Source organism: Marinobacter sp. L-13, assembly GCF_056857715.1.
On the sequence record NZ_JBSXNQ010000022.1, the window covers coordinates 1 to 21,411 of the forward strand.

20 protein-coding genes and 1 pseudogene are annotated in these 21,411 nt (G+C 48.9%); 15 read left to right on the forward strand and 6 right to left on the reverse strand.

Going from position 1 to position 21,411, the window contains the following annotated elements; translation table 11 throughout:
* From AC13DD_RS00945 to AC13DD_RS00965, 5 genes and pseudogenes are all read right to left on the reverse strand, one after another.
* Nucleotides 1-137, reverse strand: a pseudogene (locus tag AC13DD_RS00945) (IS1380 family transposase); the annotation flags it as partial.
* Nucleotides 138-358: 221 nt separating this feature from the next.
* Nucleotides 359-1,378: an Lcl C-terminal domain-containing protein gene (locus tag AC13DD_RS00950; RefSeq protein ID WP_303287756.1), complete on the reverse strand. Its 1,020-nt coding sequence runs from the start codon at nucleotides 1,376-1,378 to the stop codon at nucleotides 359-361.
* Nucleotides 1,379-1,554: 176 nt separating this feature from the next.
* Nucleotides 1,555-2,127 (reverse strand): hypothetical protein, encoded by a 573-nt coding sequence (locus tag AC13DD_RS00955; RefSeq protein WP_482930723.1) that lies wholly within the window; start codon nucleotides 2,125-2,127, stop codon nucleotides 1,555-1,557.
* A gap of 244 nt (nucleotides 2,128-2,371) precedes the next feature.
* The gene (mobH, locus tag AC13DD_RS00960; protein ID WP_482930724.1) at nucleotides 2,372-4,234 is read right to left on the reverse strand and encodes a MobH family relaxase; all 1,863 of its coding nucleotides are present in this window, start codon (nucleotides 4,232-4,234) and stop codon (nucleotides 2,372-2,374) included.
* Nucleotides 4,235-5,867: 1,633 nt separating this feature from the next.
* Nucleotides 5,868-7,016, reverse strand: coding sequence for a replication initiation protein (locus AC13DD_RS00965; protein WP_011783533.1), 1,149 nt, complete (start codon nucleotides 7,014-7,016; stop codon nucleotides 5,868-5,870).
* A 192-nt stretch (nucleotides 7,017-7,208) separates the two neighbouring features.
* Between AC13DD_RS00965 and AC13DD_RS00970 the strand changes: the two genes are divergently transcribed.
* Together AC13DD_RS00970 and AC13DD_RS00975 are read left to right on the forward strand one after the other, a co-directional pair.
* Nucleotides 7,209-8,597, forward strand: a complete 1,389-nt coding sequence (locus AC13DD_RS00970; protein ID WP_041657483.1) for an AAA family ATPase — start codon at nucleotides 7,209-7,211, stop codon at nucleotides 8,595-8,597.
* A 2-nt stretch (nucleotides 8,598-8,599) separates the two neighbouring features.
* A complete protein-coding gene (locus AC13DD_RS00975) occupies nucleotides 8,600-9,748 on the forward strand; it encodes a ParB/RepB/Spo0J family partition protein (RefSeq protein WP_072678419.1) in 1,149 nt (382 codons plus the stop codon).
* 315 nt (nucleotides 9,749-10,063) lie between these two features.
* Here AC13DD_RS00975 and AC13DD_RS00980 read toward each other — a convergent pair whose 3' ends face one another.
* Nucleotides 10,064-10,618, reverse strand: coding sequence for a transcriptional regulator (locus AC13DD_RS00980; RefSeq protein ID WP_482930725.1), 555 nt, complete (start codon nucleotides 10,616-10,618; stop codon nucleotides 10,064-10,066).
* A 599-nt stretch (nucleotides 10,619-11,217) separates the two neighbouring features.
* On the opposite strand from AC13DD_RS00980, the gene AC13DD_RS00985 reads away from it, so the two are divergent.
* From AC13DD_RS00985 to AC13DD_RS01045, 13 genes are all read left to right on the forward strand, one after another.
* The gene (locus tag AC13DD_RS00985; protein ID WP_072678421.1) at nucleotides 11,218-11,823 is read left to right on the forward strand and encodes an STY4526/YPO1902 family pathogenicity island replication protein; all 606 of its coding nucleotides are present in this window, start codon (nucleotides 11,218-11,220) and stop codon (nucleotides 11,821-11,823) included.
* Nucleotides 11,824-11,833: 10 nt separating this feature from the next.
* Complete coding sequence (locus AC13DD_RS00990) at nucleotides 11,834-12,643, forward strand: PFL_4669 family integrating conjugative element protein (RefSeq protein ID WP_482930726.1); 810 nt, start codon at nucleotides 11,834-11,836, stop codon at nucleotides 12,641-12,643.
* A 151-nt stretch (nucleotides 12,644-12,794) separates the two neighbouring features.
* Nucleotides 12,795-13,229, forward strand: coding sequence for a hypothetical protein (locus AC13DD_RS00995; RefSeq protein ID WP_482930727.1), 435 nt, complete (start codon nucleotides 12,795-12,797; stop codon nucleotides 13,227-13,229).
* A gap of 543 nt (nucleotides 13,230-13,772) precedes the next feature.
* A complete protein-coding gene (gene pilL2, locus AC13DD_RS01000) occupies nucleotides 13,773-14,255 on the forward strand; it encodes a PFGI-1 class ICE element type IV pilus protein PilL2 (RefSeq protein WP_482930728.1) in 483 nt (160 codons plus the stop codon).
* Nucleotides 14,255-15,169: a hypothetical protein gene (locus AC13DD_RS01005; protein ID WP_138435716.1), complete on the forward strand. Its 915-nt coding sequence runs from the start codon at nucleotides 14,255-14,257 to the stop codon at nucleotides 15,167-15,169. Before pilL2 ends, AC13DD_RS01005 begins: the two co-directional genes overlap by 1 nt.
* Before the next feature lie 373 nt (nucleotides 15,170-15,542).
* Nucleotides 15,543-16,268: a TIGR03759 family integrating conjugative element protein gene (locus tag AC13DD_RS01010; RefSeq protein WP_482930732.1), complete on the forward strand. Its 726-nt coding sequence runs from the start codon at nucleotides 15,543-15,545 to the stop codon at nucleotides 16,266-16,268.
* A 10-nt stretch (nucleotides 16,269-16,278) separates the two neighbouring features.
* Entirely contained in the window at nucleotides 16,279-16,815 is a 537-nt protein-coding gene (locus AC13DD_RS01015) for a lysozyme family protein (RefSeq protein WP_482930729.1), read from the forward strand.
* Nucleotides 16,800-17,360, forward strand: coding sequence for an integrating conjugative element protein (locus AC13DD_RS01020; RefSeq protein ID WP_482930730.1), 561 nt, complete (start codon nucleotides 16,800-16,802; stop codon nucleotides 17,358-17,360). Before AC13DD_RS01015 ends, AC13DD_RS01020 begins: the two co-directional genes overlap by 16 nt.
* The gene (gene traD / locus AC13DD_RS01025; RefSeq protein ID WP_041657475.1) at nucleotides 17,360-19,408 is read left to right on the forward strand and encodes a type IV conjugative transfer system coupling protein TraD; all 2,049 of its coding nucleotides are present in this window, start codon (nucleotides 17,360-17,362) and stop codon (nucleotides 19,406-19,408) included. Before AC13DD_RS01020 ends, traD begins: the two co-directional genes overlap by 1 nt.
* A 3-nt stretch (nucleotides 19,409-19,411) precedes the next feature.
* On the forward strand, nucleotides 19,412-20,140 hold the full coding sequence (locus AC13DD_RS01030) for a TIGR03747 family integrating conjugative element membrane protein (RefSeq protein WP_011783546.1): 729 nt from the start codon (nucleotides 19,412-19,414) through the stop codon (nucleotides 20,138-20,140).
* 318 nt (nucleotides 20,141-20,458) lie between these two features.
* Nucleotides 20,459-20,767, forward strand: a complete 309-nt coding sequence (locus AC13DD_RS01035) for an integrative conjugative element protein, RAQPRD family (protein WP_127334571.1) — start codon at nucleotides 20,459-20,461, stop codon at nucleotides 20,765-20,767.
* Nucleotides 20,767-21,021 carry a DUF3262 family protein gene (locus AC13DD_RS01040; RefSeq protein WP_041657474.1) on the forward strand — a complete coding sequence of 85 codons (255 nt, stop codon included), beginning with the start codon at nucleotides 20,767-20,769 and terminating at the stop codon, nucleotides 21,019-21,021. The genes AC13DD_RS01035 and AC13DD_RS01040 overlap by 1 nt, the downstream gene beginning before the upstream one ends.
* Before the next feature lie 32 nt (nucleotides 21,022-21,053).
* Nucleotides 21,054-21,272, forward strand: coding sequence for a hypothetical protein (locus AC13DD_RS01045; RefSeq protein ID WP_482930731.1), 219 nt, complete (start codon nucleotides 21,054-21,056; stop codon nucleotides 21,270-21,272).
* Nucleotides 21,273-21,411: the final 139 nt, after the last annotated feature.

Here is a 21,411-nt window from a genome sequence, read left to right on the forward strand (position 1 = left end):
ATACCGTGCCGCTTGACGACTGTGCGAGCGGTTTTGATCAGCGACGTGTGCCGGTTCAGGCAGTGGCCCACCAGGGCCAGTCCGCCGTGGGGTGTATAGACTTCGGTTCGGGATTGCTGGAGAGTGAAAGTACGCATGAGCCAAATGCACTGACTGGGTGAATGGATGTCGGGTGCTATTATATCGCCCAAGGCCTTGTTATTGCAGGCTTTGGATACAGTTTCAGCCGGTTGAACTCACGGATTCAGGTTGGTCATATTAAGTGTCCACTTAAAAATAAGTGGAAACTATCCTGACGGCCGCAGCGCCTGGCTTAAGATGGGTTTGCCGGACGGTTACGTTAAAGTCTCTCAAAACCTTACTCTTGGGGGTGCACCAACCGGATAGCATTCATAGAGCCTGAGCGGCTGTTATAGGTGTAGCCTCCACTCCAGAAATGAGCCCGCCACGCGGCGTCAAGATCGAGTCCAGAGCCTATCTCTCCTCCAACCGAACCGGACCAAACATCATAAAGTGGTGCATCGGGAAATGCCTCCAAGACAATTGTTGGCTTTTGATAATCCCGACCTTCGCAATAATTGAGAGGGCCGAATTTTTGAGGTCGCTCGGTTGAGCAGTACAGCAAGGTCGCTAATTGATCAATCGTCGGTAACCGCCACTCTCCGCTTGGTAGCGGCAACTTCAGGTCGACCACGTATTCAGCGGGCAAACTCTCGATGTCGGCCCAAGTTCCATAGTTTTCTACGGCATCATACCAATTCATCTCTTGAGGGATGCCGGTACATGTTTGGTCCTTCAAATTCCATTCCTGACCAACTGAACATCGCTTCCAGTAAAGTGCGTTGACCGTGTCTAATATGACGTCACCACGTATATTGACTGGCTTATAGCGACCGGCAATCACTGCGTCAGGGTCACGAACCAATGCGCTTACTTCACCACTTGAGGAGCTTTCCTTTCCTGATCTGACAGCTGTAACGATGGCGAAATAGCCAACACCATTCCTCAACTGAGTAATAGTTAACGGTGACGAAACATCTCGCAGCCAGGTTCCTCCATCATAGGACGAATAATTTTCAGTTCTGATTCCGGGCTCATTGGCGTAGTAAATATTGTATGAATCCGCGCCCGAAACCTCATCCCAGGTCAATGAAAGTTCCCCGTCACCGAAATCAGCTTGTAGATTTTTGGGGGCCTGAACTGTGACTGGCTGGCTTTCCTGTTCATTTTTCGAAGAGGAGTCTCCTCCACCGCTTCCGCCACAACCAGCAATCAGCAGTGCCACGACGTATAGACTGAAATTCTTGAGGGTTGACCGCAGCACCCGATCTCCGCGATCCATCTTGCCTTTGGCAAATATGACCAATTCCATTTTCATAACTCGTCCCTGATCACTCTTTTGATTTTTATACCGTCAACCTAGCCTCAAGAATAATGAGACACAAACTTACCTAACAACCGCGCACCAGTGAGAAGGCAGCTGAAGGTCGGTAGCCACCCTTTCAACTTGAAGCAATACGATTCTGTCTAATATATGACCAAGTGATGTATCTGTCACTCTAAGTTTCTGAGCTGGTCTCTAATAATTGCTCTGATGTAGCTGTTGGGACAGTTGGTTTGGTAAGGATCCGTAAAGTCATTGACGAACGCATTCGTTATCTGGCTGATCCGATCCAGTTCGTCTGTAGAGAGATCGTTGAATGATTCTCCACTTTCCTCATGAATCAGAGACATTACGACATAGGCAGCTTTCTCTCGCTTCACCTTCGCTTGACTATTCAGGGTGTTGAGCTCTTCCTGTGAGATGGCTGACTGGAATGGGTAAAAACCGCCGACTTTCCACCAGGTTTTCAGGTGTTTTTCGTCAAAATTGATCGGATATTTCTTTTTAAGTGCATCAAGAACGAGACCGATCTTCCTCATCGGTGGCGCATTCTCGGAAAACCAACCACGGACAGCGCCATAGGAAAGGTCTCCAAAATGCTCTGGGCTTGTTTGAACCAGATAGTTATGGAGATCAGTGATTTTCCCTCGATTCTTTTCGAAGCCAATCTGAGCGAGAAGATGTTCCAAGCGCGATCCTGGGGTCTGGAACTGCTCGGCGTTGTCCTTTTCCATGACGATCATTATAAGATTCGTTCTTGTTGCCTTGGCCGGTTACAATCCAGCGCTAATTCTAGATATTAGTGATCAGTGTCGTAAAAATATGACATTGAAAACAATACGCCAGAATTTTTCGTCAGTCCATCATGGAAAGTGGTTAAACCAAGCTTTGGGAGCCAGTTTCCGGCACCTATACGAACTACACCCATCGATCGCTACTATTTTCCCCACCTCCCCTCCGCACACGATGGCCAAATGCGAGCCTCCATTAAAGGTAAATTTTGATCGCAGGATTAGCTGCAAAGGCTCTCAAAGATGGGAAACAGGCTCGATTTAGTAAGTAGACCTTTAGTTCACTTTTTGAACGCTGGCCTTCCACTGAAACGGTAACGATATTTTGTCCATCTGTCCCCCTCTGATGAATATCCAAAGCTTCAAGTTCTCGTTGGAGAACTGTGTAAACCCGCTTATCCCCTGCTCTCTTTTCGTACAGACGTTTCTTTAGCGAGTTCTTATCGAGGAAGAGATTAAAAATTGCCGGAGTGACCAGTGCAATGTGGCCATCGAGGATGTGGACAGGCGCCTTAGGTTCATTTACCCGAATTTGCCGGCGGGCAATGCCCTTCAATAACCAGGCCAGAAAGTCATTTTCTCTCAAAATATCTTCCTGCACTTCACGTTTGGTCTTCCAGTGCTCTACAGCCTTCTCTGAGGTCAAACCGTGAGCTTTGCTTCCTGGTTGAGCTTGAGCCTGCGATTGTCTTTCCTTGGTCTCTTCAGGTTCCGCACCGCCCTTCTCTTTGTGAGCGATAGTAATCTTTGAAGTTACAGGACCGGTGGCTACTTTTGGTGTTTTCTGGTTGTGCTCAGTGTTATGGCTTTCTGTGCTCTGGTGATCCGAGTGGCCTTCCCCTGCCTCTGGATCTGATTCATCGACCTGAGATATCTCCAGGGGGTTACCATTACGGTCGATTGGCGTGACAGTGCCATCAAACTTGTCTGGCTGGCTTGTTGGCCAGATGATCTCGTTTTTAAATCTCAGGAAAGTTAGTTTTTGCTGCCAATTCTTTCCGTGGTCATTGATTTCGGCGTACCAGACGCTATCTCCATCGGGATTTGGAACAAGGCAGTCGTGGTCATTCAGAATGCCGAAAAGAGTGACAACATTTTTGGGGATCCCGGAGTGACCTTCGTTGATGAGCTGGATTCTTACTGCCTCCATTGTTGCCTTAGATACCACCCAGGTATCCTGATCGGTAACCCAAACTGCGGCGCCCGGTTTGTTTCGCTTGAGGTCGCCATCGTTAACCAGTTTACGGAGTGAAACGATGAGCTTTTCATAGAGTGGTACTGTGTTTGTGTGGTCAGCTTTCTTGCCGGTATTCGCGCCTACGTTCTTTGAAACGCTTGCCCCATCAGCGGCACGAACAATTTCTGCGATTACCTGACCCCCAAAAGTAGAATGAGAAATTGTGCTAAACAACTGTGAAATTAACTCCAGATCCTTGAATAGCCAGGTAGCAGCTTCCTTGGTGAGAAGTCTTGGTAGTAACGACATCGCTGATTTCTCATGTAATGTCTTGGCAAGCCGGGTGTTCTCGATTTTTCTTCTGAACCGGTAACGGTACGCAGCACCTGGTGGGATGTTTCCATACCAAGGGTGCCAAATCTGAAATTGTTTTTCAGGTAAGCGGTAGACCACTTCGATGTCAGTAACGATTTTGCCTAGATCGTGAGAGAGTATTGCGATCATGGCTCCGAATCGCCAACGGTCCGAGGACTCCGCAATAGATTCTGGTTCCGCGTTGGGTGGCAGGATGTATCCCTGGGATATGCGGACGCCTGCGTAGAGTGCTTCCAGAGTGTGATCGATTAATCCGCCTGACTCTGAATGGTGATGAATCTCGGAGGCTGGGACTTCCTGGACTAGCTCGGCGAATTGCTCAATAGCGTAAAGATAGTGTTTATTCCACACTCGCTCCGTGACACTGAACAATCTCTTGACCCTCGAGATAAGCTCAGTCCTTTTTGGTTGTTTTAATAGATCCTTACCTGAAAGAGCTACTGCGTATTCAGGTGTTTTGGGTTCTGGTGAGCTAGTTAGTTCTTTCCGCATTAATCGTGTAAACATAGAGTCCTCCGCAGAGTGATTCTGATCGAACCCCATTGAAACCTGTACTAAAAAGGGTCGAATCAAGATGACCCAAAACGAAGTGAACGTAATAGCTTGGTGTTAGAACATTGGGCATCTAACCCCCTACACTAGAGTCAGATGTGGCCATCCCGAAACTCGTCCCATTCACTTTGAAGATTGACCCAAAAGACCAGCGGCTGGTTAAGATGCTTTGCGCTAAGGATGATTCCATCGATTACCAATACCAGCTTTTGGACTCGGCAGTAGCCTGGGCCTTTGAGCATCGTGTCTCATTGATGCCCATTGCCCCTCAGAGGAATGGTGTTAGCAAAAGCTACTATATCTGTGAGTCAACGGAATTGTTGATGCATCTGCAGTCTTTCTGGAACTGTAATACCACTCGTGCTCTGCATACGGCCCTGTTTCATTTTCTTAGAGCTCGAGCGGCTGTTGTTGACTAACGTTCAGTTGTGATCCGTGGCTGCTCTGCCCTGTCCTGCTCAGAAAATTCTTTAATTGATAATGTCAGAAAATCTTGTAGCTTGTTGCGGAGTATTGTGGATCGTAGATCGGGTTAAAGAAAAAAGCTGACAAGTTTTTTTCTCTGATTATTAAAGACAAAAACGGATTAATAACGGGTTAAGAACGGTAGTGCTACGGAAGACCTTGGTTCGATCGGGCCTGTAGGCCTTGTGGGATAACGGTTTAGCGAAGAAACTGCTATGACAAACCTTAGTAGTTTGCTGCGCGTAACCAGAGTAAAGCGCTCTCTTTAAACGGAGTGGATTGCTCGGGCAAACCTTAGTGTTTTTCTATCTCAAACCCTAAACACTCAAATTTATACATTCCTATCCACAGGTTATACACATGATACACACAGCTTTGTCCACAAAAATCTACTTAGTAGTTGCCTGATCACTGTCAATCTATCAATTTCTATCTCAAACCACAGTAATATTTTCGACATCTATCTCAAACCCTAGTAATTCTCTATCTCCAACCGTAGTAATGGTCCGAGTGTTTTCTTTAGCTTTGGTTCGACAGCCTCCTTAAAAAAACAATATAAAACAATTAGATAGAGATTTTCTTATAATTTAAAGCATTTTTACCTGCTATTAAGTGATCAATCCCCCCAGTTATTTTTTTACCTCAGAAAATTATCCTCGGACACTTCAATGCTTTTTTAAAGCAAGCGATAGTCAACGTCTGCCCTTAGTGTCCCTGGGATCTGAGCCCAGCAAGCAAGCTATGGTGACTCTAAGACAGGCATGCCTCCAATCCCTTGTGCGACAAGGGACAAGCCCTGAGGAGCAAACTCTATGGCAAACCCTAGTATTGTGCTTTTCGCATTAAATAATTCGTGAATTGCTCGCTTTTTGGCCTAAAGGTTACTCAGGTTTGAGATAGGAGTTTAAATTATGTGGGTCAGAGTACTAGGGTTTGAGAAAGGAGGCGTGTGGTAGTTAGCCGTTTGCTTGGGTTTGAGATAGAAGTGGGTTCTTCAGGAAATACTGCAGGCTGGGATAGACAAGATTTAAAGCCAAAAAACTATGGTTTGAGATAGAAAAGGCAAGGAGAGGCTTTTGTGCTGGTGGTTTCGTAAGGGGCTTACTTGATGGAGTCTTAGGCTTTACTCATCGAAAGGAATCTGATCGATATCTTGGACTGAGTCGTCGCCCTGCCCTGCCCTCGCTTCTGACCACCAACCTTTTTCGTCAGCCTGTTGATGATCTCGCTTGTCTGAGATCTGGGCCTGTGCTTTTCCAGCAATGCGATTTGCTGTTTTGTTACTGGCCGCTTGCTGCTTTGCAAACTCATTCGTAGCTCTTAACTCAAACAGCCAGTCGACGATCTTGGCTTTTATCTTCTTTGGTGTGGCTTCATAGCTTTCAATCACCCGCTCAGCGATAAGCTCTTCAAGGATGTCCTGCAGGAGCGCTTTATCCTGGTAGAGGTTTTTGTAAGGAGCTTTCATGGCGGCAACCAGGGTTGAAAGTTTGACGCGATACGGGTTCCCCGGCCCGGCTTGGATCCAGCGATTACACAGCCGCTTATAAATCAAACGTGTGTACTGTCCCTTAAAAGAAAGAGCCTTTTTGTAGTTATAGCGACGGTAGTTTGCTGTCATGATGATGCTGGTCACCATCGGATGAAAGCAAACAAAGGATTTGGTCTCACCTTTCGTGGCCTTTTCTGCGAAGGCTAGAAATGGGAGGAACGGTGCAGAAAAACTGATGGAGCCATCTTCGGCATCGAATTGGAGATGGGCCCGGTTTAGTACGGTGATTGCTTCACGGATTTCGGAGTAAGAATATTGAACCTTACCGTTATTGATCCGTTTGAGCTCTTCATAGACCTCATAAAGGCTGAACTCAATTCCAACTAACTGCTGTCCCTTGCTGTCACCTGAGGTAATTTCATAGGCTTCTGCCCTTCTCTCTGTGGCGAGCTTTCGAAGTACGTCTTCAATGATCTCTTCTCTGGCTCCAGGTCGCACAAAGACTCTTTTCTTTGTGCCATCGGGCATAATGCGTTCAATGTTTGCATCGGTGACCGAAACATTAATGATTAAGCCGTTGTACTCCGTTTGCCGCACGAACTCAGTGTCATCCGCAGCAGCTGAGAGCCGATATTTTTTCTTTTTGTCGTACTCGAATTTTCCTACGGTGTCATAGATCTCGAAGGAATGGCTGTAATTCTGATCTATTAAGGGATCCAACCCGAAAAGATCAAGCTTCAGCTGAGACTTTTCTTTTTGTTTGAGAACCTTCCTGTCCATGTGCCCTTCCGCGTCAAGCTAAGTGTCCGGTATTCCGATATCGAACGTCGGATTTTACGAGCCAAAATTATCAATGAATCGCTTGGTTTTGTGTATGTCACCAAAAAGGCATTTTCAAAGGCATTCGGTAACATTAGACTATGATTATCCTACATGTATTCTGGATGTCAAATAATCAGGAAGGGTATCAATATGGCTGACAATGATTCGGAAAAAAGTTACCTCGAAGCTGCGCTGAAAAAGATCAATACGGTCGTCGCGCGCGGTGAAAAAATCATGAAGGAGATCCCTGGCCTTGTAAAGAAAGCTCAGATTGATAAGCACGACTTGACCTGGCTTGAGGAGAGTGAGGTTGATGATAGGGTTCAACAGCGTCGATATGGAACCACGCAAGCTGCTGAGTTAGCAGGAATTAGTGTAGGCCTTCTCTATGCTGCTGAGCAAGATGGTCGCCTGCCTGAACCAGAATATCGCAGCGATACGGCGAGGAAGGTACGAGCCGGTTACACCATAAACCATATCAACCATATGCAACGTGTCTTCAATACCGCCCCCAGGAAACCAGAGGGTTCGTCTGCTGCGATTGCTGGAATTTTGAATTTGAAGGGCGGGTCTCAGAAAACAACGACCTGCCACCTATTCTCACAGTACCTCGCAATTCGCGGGTATCGCTGCTTGCTTCTGGATACCGATCCCCAAGGTTCTTTGAGCTTCTATTTTGGCAAACGCCCTGATGACAATGTTCATTACGAAAACACTGTCGCACCTTTTTTTCTGGAAGACGATGAAGCTCTAGTCGAGGCAGGCCATCCGGAAGGAGCTTCGAGGTCTTTGCACTATGCAATTCAGAAAACCTACTGGGATAACATCGATATCATTCCTGCCTGCCTTCAAAACCTCAATATTGATCTTTTGATGCCTTCCGTAATGAATGAAGCCAACGTACCAATGTTGGATCGCATCATGAAATTACGAAACGGCCTGTTGGAAGTGGGTGAAAACTACGATTTCATTATCATTGATGGCACCCCCTCACTAAACCTGTCAACGCTGAATGTTGTAAGCGCTTGTGATGTCTGTTTCGTCCCAACACCGGCTGCGATGTTGGATTTTGCTTCTACGCTTCAGTTTGCCGGCCTGGTTGCGGAGACTGCTGAGATGTACAAGCAAGAAAAAATGTATCCGAACATTCCTGATATGCGTTATTTCATCACAAAATACAGCGGATCAAGCTACGCCCACTTTATGGGGCAAATAATCCGTCGCGTTTTTACTGTTGAGAGAGGTGATGTCCTATCTACGGAGGCTCACGCCTCGGATGAAATAGGGAAGGCCAATACCAGCACTTACTCCATCTATGAGAAGAACCCCGCTGAGTCAGATAACCGAAAACGACTGAAGAAAACGATAGAGATGTTCGATCGGCTCTTTGAAGAAATGCATGATGCGGTCTGGGAAACTTGTTTCGAGGATGCCTTGCGCTCATCACACTTGGATAAAATCGACGAGATTATGTCTAGTGCGGATCTCGCTCGTGATGACCTTAAGAGAGCCAACCGCTTGTCAGATAAGGAGGCCTAAAGATGGTTAAGCCTAACAAGTATGGAAATATCGATGAGCTTCTCCCTGGTGGGGGTGAAGAAACGGATTCGTCATCCAGTACTCGTAAGAGGAGGCGTCCATCGCCAGCTCTTGGTGCGATGCAGGGGGAAAGACGCCCAATTTCTGTTACAGAATCGCTGAAAGAGGAGAAGGCTAAAGCCGAGCGGGCGCTTGAAGAAGCTACATCAAAGTTTGAGGAAGAGAAACAAGAGCTTCTCCGCCTTCTTGAGAGCAAAGAGTCTGAGGAGAAGGGCAAGCCTATTGTATTGACAATGCCTGTTACTCAGCAGGAAGTGGTTTTCGAGCTTCAGAGAATTGACCCATCCAAAATCGATGTTTCTCCGGAAAATGAGCGCATTCAGGAGTTTCTTGATGAGATTTCACTGAGAGACATTCTTCCATCTATCAGAAAACAAGGGCAGCAGTTCCCCGGCACTGTAAGGCCTAAAAAAGATGGTCGCTTTGAGCTCATTGAAGGTTCTCGACGGTTAAAGGCGGCTGTGCTTGCCAAGAAGCCGTACCTGGCTCTCGTCGGGGACGTTCCAGACGCCGACGTACGTGAATTGAGTGTTATTGAGAACAAGCACCAGGATGTTAGTTATTTCGAAAAAGCGAAAGCCTGGGAGCGGCAAATTAATGATGGCGAGTTTGCCAACTGGACACAGTTGGGGGCCGCCAAGGGTATTAGTTCGTCAAATATCAACAGATACAAGGCGTGTGTTGAGCTTGATGAAAAGTTTGTGCGCATTCTGCCATCACCCTCTGATATGCCTCTCTCTTATGGAGAGATGATTTCGAAGCTGAGAAAGAAGAATGAAAGATCCCTTTTAGCCAAAGTGGATGAGCTGTTAGAGCTTCGCAAAGAGTCGATGAAAGAGGGTGGGGAGTCGCTGGGTGTTGAGGAGGTTATCAAAGCGCTTAAAAGCTCTGTTCGAGTTAGGCAAGCCCAGCCAAAAGCTAAAGCTCCTGTGCTGTACAAGTCGCCTGAAGGTGATCGTTTTCTGAAGCATGGCATTACTAACAAGGGGACCACAAAGTTTGAGATTGATGGTGCGGACGAAGAATCTCTCTCGAAGATTGTGGAGTTTCTGACAAAGACGTTAGGGGTTGAACTTAACGAGAGCAATTGAGGTTCTGGCAATTCCCGCGACGGGAATTGCTAGGAAATCCCGGAGATTCCCGTTGCGGGAATTTTTAGCAAAAAGCCGGATTCCCGCCGCGGGAATCCGGCTTTTCTTTACCCCTAACCACTTGAAATGAAAAGGGTATGTTTATGGATCGCCTTTAAAAGTGCGGAAAAAGTTTCCGGCTTTTTGGGCAACATAGCTGAGAAATCAGGGAAACTTTTTCCTCCTTTAACGGCGGAACCGGAGAGAAAACGGGGGAAGAATTTCCGTTAAATCCCGGGAATAAAGCGTGAGGAATTCGGGATCTGAGATGAGAGATCAAAAGTACTCCGATGGATTAAAACCCAGTTTTCGACACAGATCATCCAGGTCATCCAGGTCATAAAAGTTCAGAGTGATGGTTCCGTTCTTTCTCTTCTTGTTGAATCGAATGTCTGTGGGGCGGCCGGTCACTTCACTCATTGTGCTAGCAAACCGAGCAATGTCGACATCCTTTTCCTGCGCATCCCCACGAGCTATCGATTCAAACTCATGGACAGGGGAGCGGGCTACTAAGAGTTTTCTCAACAGCTTCTCACGTGTTGGGAAATCGAGCTTTGCGATGGCACGAAGGTGACCAAGGGTAATTCGATCAGGATTGTTAAACCACAGATCCATTTCCCCATCGGTTAAAGCCTGGCTGACTCTGATGAAATGAGTAACTGTATAAACCTTCTCAATACCCAGGGCTTCACGGATGTCTCTGTTCTTGTATCCATCCTGGACCAGAATCCGAATGACGTGGGCTGTGATAGCGTCAGAAGGGGAGTGTGGTTGGGATTTGTAGTAGTCGATTGCCTCTTCGGCGTCCGTTAAAAGCGGTAAATGTGCCATCCTGACCGGCCTTTGCGTGTAGGTGGGGGTTGTAACCGAGAGCGGTAGTGTTCTTGGCTATCATTATAGTCACGTGACTAAAAAATAAAATGTCACGCTGTGGAAAGGTCTAATAATCATTGTTTAGTCATATGACTAATTCTTTTGGTTAGATCGGACCAAGATCGCTGTCATCTGTAGAGTGCGGCTGGTGAGGGTAGGGCGGGCCTCCATATGCATTTCGTCCGAGGGCGCCATGGAAAGCCATCATGCGCCTTGCAAAGTTTTGCGAACGTCGAGCAGATCTGTCTGAAGGCTGGTGTTACGTCTACCGTGCCAGGCCTGTGCTATGCCTCACAACCGTGATCGATGTCTAAAAAAATCGTCTCGATAAATTTTTAAACTCTAAATAAGTCGAAAAAAATTGACAGAAAGCCACATCGGGCTAATTATGTCGGAAAAACATGGCATAGAGTTTGTTCTGAAGTACGGATGCTGCTCTCGAGTTCCGAGGTCTCCTCTAGTGTTCGAAAAGAAGGGTTCCGTGGCGAATAACTGCGCCCGGGCTTAGCTTTTCTAACAGCCATGACCCATGGTTAGCCGACACAGGGGAAAACGTCGTGGCCACCAATGTAAAACTCAAAACTGAATCTTCAAGGTTTCTTTCCACTATTTTGGTTAGCGCACTCGAATCCTGTCGTGAAGGGGATTTCGGGTTACAAGAAGATCTGGGCCTATCGCTTGAAGCGATGCAGGCTTTGGATCAGTTGAAGGCTGATCAGATCCAGTCCATCTCAGAAAATTACGTCCGGGACGTGCCTAATCTCAAATGGTTTCCCGTTGATGTGTCTAAGCTGACGCGAATCATTGAGATAGAAGCTAGGGAAGCACAGCGCTATGTCATGATCGATGAATTTCTTCGTCGAGGCGCATGCAAAGAGATGATGGCTGAGCTGTTTGGACTTCGAAGCACCCAGGTTGCAAGCCGAAAACGATTCCTGAATGTTCCGACTGTGAAAGGGCGCCTTCCAGCTACGACTCTCGATGAACAGCGCAGAGTTTATGATGCATGGTTAGCCAATATAACGATTGCCGATAATCGTCAGCGCATGCTTGTCGTTGCTAAAAGCACGGGAATCCCGCTTTCGCAGATTTACCGTGAAGTCCAAATCATCGAACAAGTTGCTGCAACAGCCCACAGCAATGCCTCCCGAATCTGCGCTTGAGGATAGAACAATGACGAAAGAAGCAAAAAGCAAAATGGCATCGATTGCTCCAACACAGGATATCGAAATCGAGTTAGCCACAAGGCCAGCATTACGGCTTTGGCAAGGCCGTGAAAAGACAGAGAATCGTCACGGCATTCTGGGCTTGCCCGGTTTCTGCTCTCGAGTTCGCTCCATTGAGCAGGCCATCAGAGATGACGACCCCTACGCTGACTATCACTTTGCTCAGATTGAAGAGGGCATCGAGCACCTCTCCGAGGATCTGGATGAAGAACTGAAAGACATTAAGGCGTTCATTGATGAAAACATTCCACCTGCAATGCGTCTGCCAGATGTCGCGAGTAAGAATCCAGCAGTAGTTCCAGTGCGGTTTGCTTCAAGGTTGGGGTTTCAGTTGGTGTACCAGTTGCTGAAGGTTGATCAGATTGTTCTGAGTGTTCTATTGGCCAATCACATTGGCTTGCTTCCGAATAAGGAGAAGTTCCAGACATTGGCTAGAGTTGAGAAAAGAGTAAGAGGAGTCCTGCACCTCGTTTATCGGTATCGCCATACCGGAGTGACCCGGGACGATATGGCTGCAAACAATCAGCGAGCGCAAAAAGCGAAAGAGCTGATGGGTGATTTGGAGATCGGATATCTTGAAGGCAGTACAAGATCGGATAATGCCCCGACGTTACCGGTTAAAAGGCTCCAGACGCTTGGCGGTGAACTGACGAGACACCCTAAGGCGAAAGGAAAAATACAGGATCCTCGCTTGACTGATCTGGAGTCAGAACTAGACCGAGTTCTTGCCGAACAGGAAGCTACTGCAACGGCATGAGTGCTTGAGAAACGTAATTATTAAGGCGCCTTCATTCGGCGCCTTTTTTCGATAGGTACTTGGATCAGAACCGGACTGATCCTGGATCATAACCAGCCCTGGAGCGGGATCAGAACCGGTTATCAGTGGTTGGATCAGGGGCAGAAATTTGATGGCCGACTCTTTAAATATAAATTTACTAATACCTTTTAAGGATAATAGTGGTGCTCGACGTAATCTCTACAAGGCCGAGATCGAGAAATTCCGAGCACAGTTGGATGCGAGGGCATCAGAGATTGGGGATGATCTCGCGACTATTTTTGGTGATAACTTTGAGTTGGCGATCAGCTCGAGATCAGACGGAACGACAAGAAAATACTTTTGGCGGTTTCGATCGAGCAAACGGGATCGGAAGTATGTCCGACTTGCGGCAGTCTCCATCCAGGACTACCTCAGAAGTCTCGATCGCGAAGAGATTCGTCACTTGAAGGTTCTGGAGGAGGAGATTATCTATCTCAATGCGAATTTGCGCCTGCTGAAGGCAATGGCAGACTCAATTGAGCAATCGGAAAATGAAATCGCTGAGCTGCGAGAGCTGGCTATTTAGTTGAAAAACGGAAGGGCTTCTGTAATAGTTTCTGAAATACCCCCAGCCTACGGGCTTATCTGCGAAGAGTCCCTTCGCTATTCTGAACAGCACCTCCATTTAGCCAACCCGGCATCGGATCAGGCAATCTTGCTTTTACCTGCACTATTTTGAGCGCTAATCAGAGTCACCTGCGAAGCAGGGTAGGGGAGTCCGGTTAGCGTTCACAATACAACCTTCTCGATGCTGGAAACTCGGTCAGCAAGCAAGCGATTCTTGTATGATGACGCCAAACGCCGAGTGGCTTTTGTGTAGCGAAGCTATGCCGTGCGAGTGCTATAGGCCCGCACGAAAAACTAGGGGAAAAACGATCCCGCCGCCCCATTTCCGGATCAGTCTCCAAATATGGGTTTCGCTGAGCCCAGTCTTTATTGAATGAGGGGAGATCATTGATTGATCTCCCCTCAGCAATTACGTTCGCGCCCTTAACTACTTTATAACCCTCCGAATAGGTCAACAGGCCCTGACCTAAAAAAGCAAAGACAGGCCCATCCCCGAGTTACCGTGAGTCTGCTTAACCGTGTTGAGGTAACTCTAATGAAATCAATCTCACTTGCCCTAGCTCTGAGTTGTTTGAGCTCATTCGCACAGGCAGACACACACCCTGGAAGCCCAGACGAAACTGTCGAGCGGATTCAAACGGGCCGCTACAGCTACGTAAAGAACATCCCGCCGGCAGATCAACTGAATCCCTTAAAGGTCGTGGTCCGCACCAACATTCCGCAATCAGTCAACTCTGTCGGACAAACCGTTGAGTTTTTACTCGCACGTTCCGGGTACGTCCTGGCGGATGCGGCGGTGTTAAGTGAAGAGGCTAAAGCGTTGCTTAACCTCCCGTTGCCAGCAATCCATCGAAAAATAGGACCAATGACACTCGACAAAGCGCTGACGACTCTCTCCGGTGAGGCATTCGAACTTGTCGTTGACCCTGTGCACCGGAAAGTTGCATTTGAACTTGCGTCAAACCTGGTTGCGAGGAATCAGTAATGCCGAAGCTGGGTCAAAGTATTATGCGCTCCATTGAGGGTGGTAAACGTCGAGATCGGGCTGACCAAGGGGCGCCTGATGATGCATTCGCAGAAGCTGGACTTTCTGAGTCTGTCGCGGTCCAGAGTGGAGGTATTGAAGACCCGACTCTGGATTTACCTGAAGAGATATTTGTTCAACCGGAAGTCGAGCCTCGCGGGGAACCGGAACCCATTCCCGTTTCAGAACAGCCGAATCAAAAAAGTCGTAAATCGAACCCAGGCGGCGGAAAGATTCTCATAGCGTCCGCATTAACCATCTCATTGGCTGCACTCGTTGCTAGTGGCTATATCGGGTTCCAGCAAGTAACAGGCGAAGTTAACGTCAGTCAGTCGATTAGCGATATCAAAGAAAGCCTGTCTGCCCTCGCGAGTCGCGACAATGAAATCGCTGAAGACTTGTCGGACACGCAGTCGATCGTTCAGGTCAACGGTTCAAGAGTGACAACGATTGAGCAATTCGGGCGGGATCTTAGAACGATGCAGGTTGCTATCGAGGACATCCAAGTTGAGCTGGGAGGTATTAAAACCGTCATCGATACCCAGAAAAAGGTTATTGATGAACATCGCCAGGATATCGACAACATGGGCAAGCAGGTCAAAATCCTGAATGATCGCCCGGTTGTAAAAACCATCGTCCAGAAAGTAGCCGCTCCGGCTCCTCAGCCTCAACTCAACCATTCATTGGAAGGTGCAACGGTTGCCTCAATCGATATGTGGGGGAGTCAGCCGTATGTTGTTCTTCGCGATCGCAACGGTGGATGGATCCCACTACAGACCGGTGAATATTACCAGGGCTGGCGTCTACAAGGTGCCGTAGGAAATGAGGCGATATTCAAGTCTGGAAGTAAAACACGCCGGTTGGCGGTGGAGTGAAGCATGGAACCAATTTTAATGGTATCAGCATTCATTCTGTTCGTCGGCGGGGACATCCTTATAAACGATCAGTCTGCGGCAGACATTAGAGATTCTGAGCAAAGTTCACATATTGAGCTGGTGAGAACAAACGCTGCCGTTGGGTACGAGCGTGGCTATTTTGCGTGGTCAGACGATGGCTACTACATCTCGAACCTGACACCTGACCCGATTCAGCCTGAGGGTTGTGACAAACCAGTGCTGGTATCCGACCTCAGTGTGCCTAAGTCTGGCCAGACACTACCTGTCGAATCCGTTGACCTGGGGTGCGGGGGATAGGTTCATGCATCTTGGCAAAGCGATATTGATCTCGTCAGCGGTGGTGTTATCCACGATGGTTCAGGCTCAGGTTTCGCCTTCGGCATTTTCCGGAAGCTCTCAGATTGATACCAGTTCATCGTCTAGTGTGGATCGAAACTCTCCAGCCGCCCTTACTAACGAAGAGAAAAGTCTCGCCAAACAGTGGATGCTCGAAGAAAGAGATTGGACAAAGTACAAGCAGATTATGAGTGGACCAAGGGGTGTCTGGTCGCCCGGCCTTGATCCCTTGACCGCTCTGGGGGTGTCTGAGACCGATCCCAAAGAGCGTGCCCGGTATGCCGAGATCTGGATGAAGGTCGAATCCCGAAGAATGGAGCTGGAGTTAGCGTTTGAGGTCGAGCGCCAGAAAGCCGCTCAACAGCTGCTAGGGACTCAACCTGTGATCGACAACCGAGAGTGGATTGAAGACTGGAACAGAAAGTACAACTCAATGACTCAGTACATTGGTTTTTTTGTTACGGATGATTGCCTGGAGGACTGCGAAGACCTTTTTCACGAAGTCAGTGCCTCGGTCTCGAGAACCGCCCGGCTTGATATCTGGTTCGCCGGTGATGCCACAGCCGAGTCCATCGGCCATTGGGCGAATCACATGAAGATTGATCCGGAAATCGTTAGAGCCGGGAAAGTGACCCTCAACTTTGAGTCCGGAAAAGCGGCGGAGTTTGGTGTCGACCTTTCCAGCCTGCCGGCCGTCAAAGTGATGGACGTTGAGACCGGTCAGATTCGGGATTACGAGTGAGGTTTGAAGCATGAGCCTCGTTCGTATGCTAACCCTACTGCTTCTATTCATTAGTGGCCCGAGTGCCGCTTCAGACATACCTGGAATGTATCTACAGGTCGCAGAAGAACAAGATGTTCCTGCAAAGCTTTTTTACGCGATCATTTTGAATGAAAGCCGCAGCGCCAATAAGCATATCAACAGAGTATTGCCCTGGCCCTGGACCATTAACCACCGGGGCACTCCACATTTTTTCCATAACAGAGCCGCGGCTTATCGGTTTGCACGACAGCTGGTGGAATCCGGTGATTACCAGTTCGATGTCGGTCTTGGACAGATGAACTGGCGCTGGCATCGCCATCGTTTTAGTGACCTGTGGGATGCGTTGGATCCATACATGAACCTGACAGCGTCAGCCGCACACCTGAGGGAGCAATACGAACGCCCGGAGTGTAATTCCTGGGATCTTGCCATTGGTTGTTATCACAGACCCGCACAGAAGCCATTGGATAAAAGAATTGCTGCCAACTACCGAGAGAGAGTTATGAAACTATGGTCAAACATCTGAGCGTGCTTCTCTTGGGTCTGATGATGAGCTCGGCGACAGTGGCATCAAGCCCGAAAGCGAGCCCTGAAGCACTGACAGGAGTCCACGAGCTTGAGGTCATCGGTGACTTTGGTGGACAGTCTGCGCAGCCATTTCTGCCCCAGAAAGCAGACTTTCGGGCCCAACTGCAAAAGCTGCAACAAGAGCGGAAAGGGCGCAGGTTTATGACCTCACACATTCCCGTGTCATCGCCATCGCTATCAATCGGCAGAGTGACCGATGAAGAAGCCAGAAATGTCCCGTACCACATGGTCTCCCGGGCCATGTTCCTGATTGGGTACGACCCCGTTTCCCGGAACTGGCTTAAGGAAAACCGCCAGTTCCTGGCATCAAAGAATGCCGTGGGCTTTGTTGTAAACGTACAGACAATTCCCCAGATGAACGAACTACAGTCCATCGCAGGCGAGGGTATTACGCTTCAACCCATGCCCGGTGACCGTTTCGCTGAATACATGAACATCAAGCACTACCCGTTCTATCTGGATCGAGATGGAGTTATGCGCTAGTGGCCAATTACCCACTTGAAGGGCTGCTCAGGCCGCCGGTGGAATACTGGTCGATGAGTGTCAGCATTGGTGCGGCCGGGATCTGCCTGCTATCACCCTCCACATTGATGATGACACCGAGTGTTGGCTACACCTCGGCGGCGGTCTTAACCGCGTTCGCTGTATACCGCTTCATTCAGGGAACACGGGTTACCCGATATCAGCGCAACCTCAAGCGTCTGCCACGATTTGAGATGTCATCGCGCCAGATTCCTTGCTATCGGCAACACCTCTATTTGGGGCAGGGGTTTCGCTGGGGTCAGCACCATACCCAGCGCTTGAAAGATACGATGGCTCCAGCATTCGCCAAATACACGAGGCCGTCCCGAATCAACGCCTGGTTTCGGGAATTTGAGAGAAGAATAGAGCACACCAGATTAGGCTTCCTTGCGGAACTGACCAGTAAAGATCATCCACTGAATCCCGTGCGACCTTACCCGGCTGTCGGCGGGAATCCGGCCATCCATGCGGTTGAACTCAACGAAAAAGAAGTGCTTCTGGCCATGTCAGAGCGCGTCGGTCACACCCTTTGCATGGGAACGACCCGAGTCGGTAAGAGCCGCCTCGCCGAAATTCTGATTGAGCAGGACATTCGCCGTAACGAAGGGCCCGTCATCGTATTCGACCCAAAGTCAGATCCCGGGCTTTTGACCAGGATGTATATGGCGGCGAAGCGAACAGGAAGAACAGACGATTTTTACATGTTTCACCTCGGTTTCCCGGAGATCAGTGCTCGTTACAACGCTATCGGTAACTTTTCGCGTATCACTGAAATTGCCGGCCGCATTTCTGGTCAGCTGTCGTCTGAAGGAAACAGCGCTGCTTTCAAGGAGTTTGCGTGGCGCTTCATTAATATTGTCGCTCGTGCGCTTGTTTCCCTGGGAATGCGCCCGGACTACAACAACATTCTCCGGTACGTGACGGACATTGAGCCTCTTTTCAATCAGTACCTGGATTGGTGGCTGCCAATGAACGGTGATGAAGGCTGGATGGAAGACATCAATGCGATGACCGCTGATGCCGAACGGCAATACAGATCCAATCCCCGCATGGCTAAACATGCCAATCCGCGAACCGAGGCTTTAAGGAAATACGTTGAGCAAATGCAGGTGAGTGATCCGATCCTGCACGGACTGCTTTCAGCCTTACGCTACGACAAAACCTACTTCGACAAGCTGGTAGCGAGTCTTTTGCCCCTTCTTGAGAAACTCACCACAGGCAGAATTGGCAAGCTACTGGCACCCGACTACTTCGATGTCGACGATGACCGGCCGATTTTCGACTGGACGCAGATCATTCGTAAGCGAGGTATTGTCTATATAGGTCTGGATGCCATGACGGACACAGAAATCTCCTCAGCCGTTGGCAACTCAATGTTCTCAGACCTGGTCAGCGTCTGTGGATCTATCTATAAGCACGGCTTCGAACATGGAATGCTCGAAGGCAAGGCGAACGTTATGCCCAAAGTATGCTTACATGCAGACGAGTTCAATGAACTGATGGGGGACGAATTCCTCCCCATGGTCAATAAATCGGGCGGTAGCGGCATGCAAATTACCGCCTATACGCAGTCCCGGGGCGACATCGAGGCTCGTTTGGGGAATACCGCGAAGGCCCGCCAGGTGGAAGGCAACTTCAACAACCTGATTATGCTGCGGGTCAAGGAAAAGGAAACAGCTGAGCTGCTCACCAATCAACTGCCTGAAGTTGAAATTGCGCAGATCATGACGGTATCGGGCGCGAGTGATTCCTCAGACACCGAGTCCAGTGTGGACTTCACGTCTAATACCCAGGACCGGATCTCAATGCTCCGTGTACCGATGCTGGAGCCCGGACACATAACCTCATTGCCAAAAGGGCAGGCTTTTTGCCTGTTGGATGGCGGTCAACTCTGGAAAGTTAGATTTCCGCTGCCCGTGGAAGATGATGAAGACATGCCCGAGAATCTTCAGGCGCTCACCCGGGAAATGGATAAAAACTATCACACGGCGGAAAATTGGTGGGCATGAGTAATGGCTGAGGCGAGCACTGAACACCCGGCCCGGCGGCGAGGGCCCATAGGCAAGACGATTGAGCTGGTTCTCAAAATAATCGGATTGCTCCTTTTTTCTGCCTTTATGTCCGTAGTAATCGAGTGGGTCGGTATGGCGTTTTTCTACGACGAGCCAGGATACGCCCACGCCGAGTCCATGATGCAAACGGAGATTGGGTATTTGAGCGAGTCCCTGACAGGCGGGGACGGCATGAATGAAGGTGCGATTTCATCGGCCAGTGAAACCGTAAGTACCGTAGCGAATTTTCTTTTTATCGATTCAGGTATTGTCGACAATCTTCAAGCGGTAAAAACGGTGTCTCCGGATGACGGTGAGATCAAAGCTGCAGTAAAGAGGCTAGTAGCAGGATATTACGACTACCTCATGGCGGCAGTTTACGTTCTGATCATGTTCCTGGTTCGAATGGCCATTCTCTTTCTGTCGATGCCGGCTTTCATACTGTTCGGCATTGTAGGGATCAGCGATGGACTGATGCAGCGGGATCTGCGGCGTTGGTGTGGCGGGAATGAATCCGGGTATGTCTATCACTGGGCAAAACGATTCTCCCTACCGGTATTGGCCCTCGCCTGGATTCTCTACCTGTCGATTCCAAATTCGATCCATCCGAACTTTATTATCACGCCGTTTGCGGTTCTTTTTGGGCTTTGTCTGATGGTCATGACCTCGAAGTTCAAAAAGTATCTTTGAATGCTGGCTGTTCTAATTCCCCATACTCCCTTGAATCCGCGGGGGGTATGGGTGAGACGGCTATGTTCCGAGATCCGGCTGGCGAAAAGCACTACCGCCCAAACACCTCTTGCTGGATTTATCCTGCGCCCGTTTGTAGCCATCACCTCAGTCATTGCTTCACTTTCACTACAGCTGTTCTGTCCTTGGTAAGCCAATGTTTCTTTGCCAATCCGTAACAAAATAGGTCAACTTCTGTTGACCTAATAAACCCGATGCCCTCCGCTCGCTCTGATTAAATTCAACTCATCTCCGGTAAGCCAGTCCAATGGATTCGTGATGAGTAACCTGAAACACCTTCTGCTGTTTTGCCTCCTCGCATTTGTGCCAGTGTCCAACGCGGACGTATGGGCTGAGCGTGAGGCCCTTTCCAATATCAGAACAGAACTTGCCGCTCTTGAAGTGTTGGTTATGAGTGCTAAGGCCCGTTCCAACTCAAACGAACGCACCCAGTTCGAATACGAAACTCTCTTGGCTGACCTGCGCAAGATACAGGCAGGTATTGCCCATCATCTGACCGTTCCGATGGAGCCCATTATTCCGTCGGCTATTGATGCTCTCAGCGAATCCTACACGGAGCATCAGTAATGAATGCGCAACAACAGCAGTGGTTCGCTGAAGGCGCAGGGTGTGGGGGCGGCCCTTGCTTCCAGACCTCTGCGGCCATGCTCGATGCAATTCAGCTCATTGGTGGGACGGCGTTTTTCCTCTACACGGCCTGGCTCTGTATGCAGGCCTATGAGGATTTTGGTGCGGAGCGAATCAGCGGTACAAGCATGCTCGTCATCTGGTGTCGGAGTGTTTTTCTGTTGATGGTTCTTTTGTACCTACTCGTTAGCTAATAAACCAACCTAAACAACCGGGTAATTGAAAAATGGAAAGAGCGATTCATCAAGGTTTGCACAAAGCGCGGGCCTTTAAACACGGTGTTGCCATGGCAATGTTGGCGTTTGGAACACAGGTCCATGCTGCATTGCCGACGACAACTAACCCCTCCCAAGCGCCTGCCCAAGGCGATTACATCGGACTGCTGAAAGGCTACGCCTATGACATCGCCATCGTACTTGGTTTGATTCTGGGCACCATCGCGTGAGTTATTGTCAAATCTGGTGTATGAGCATCAGGCGGCGTCTCTGCCGGATTGATCATCCACCCGTTCTCCATCCCGAAACTGAACGTTATTCACGACCAGCTTCAGTTGGTTAAACCCCTTGATCCGCTTCCAGCGTTTC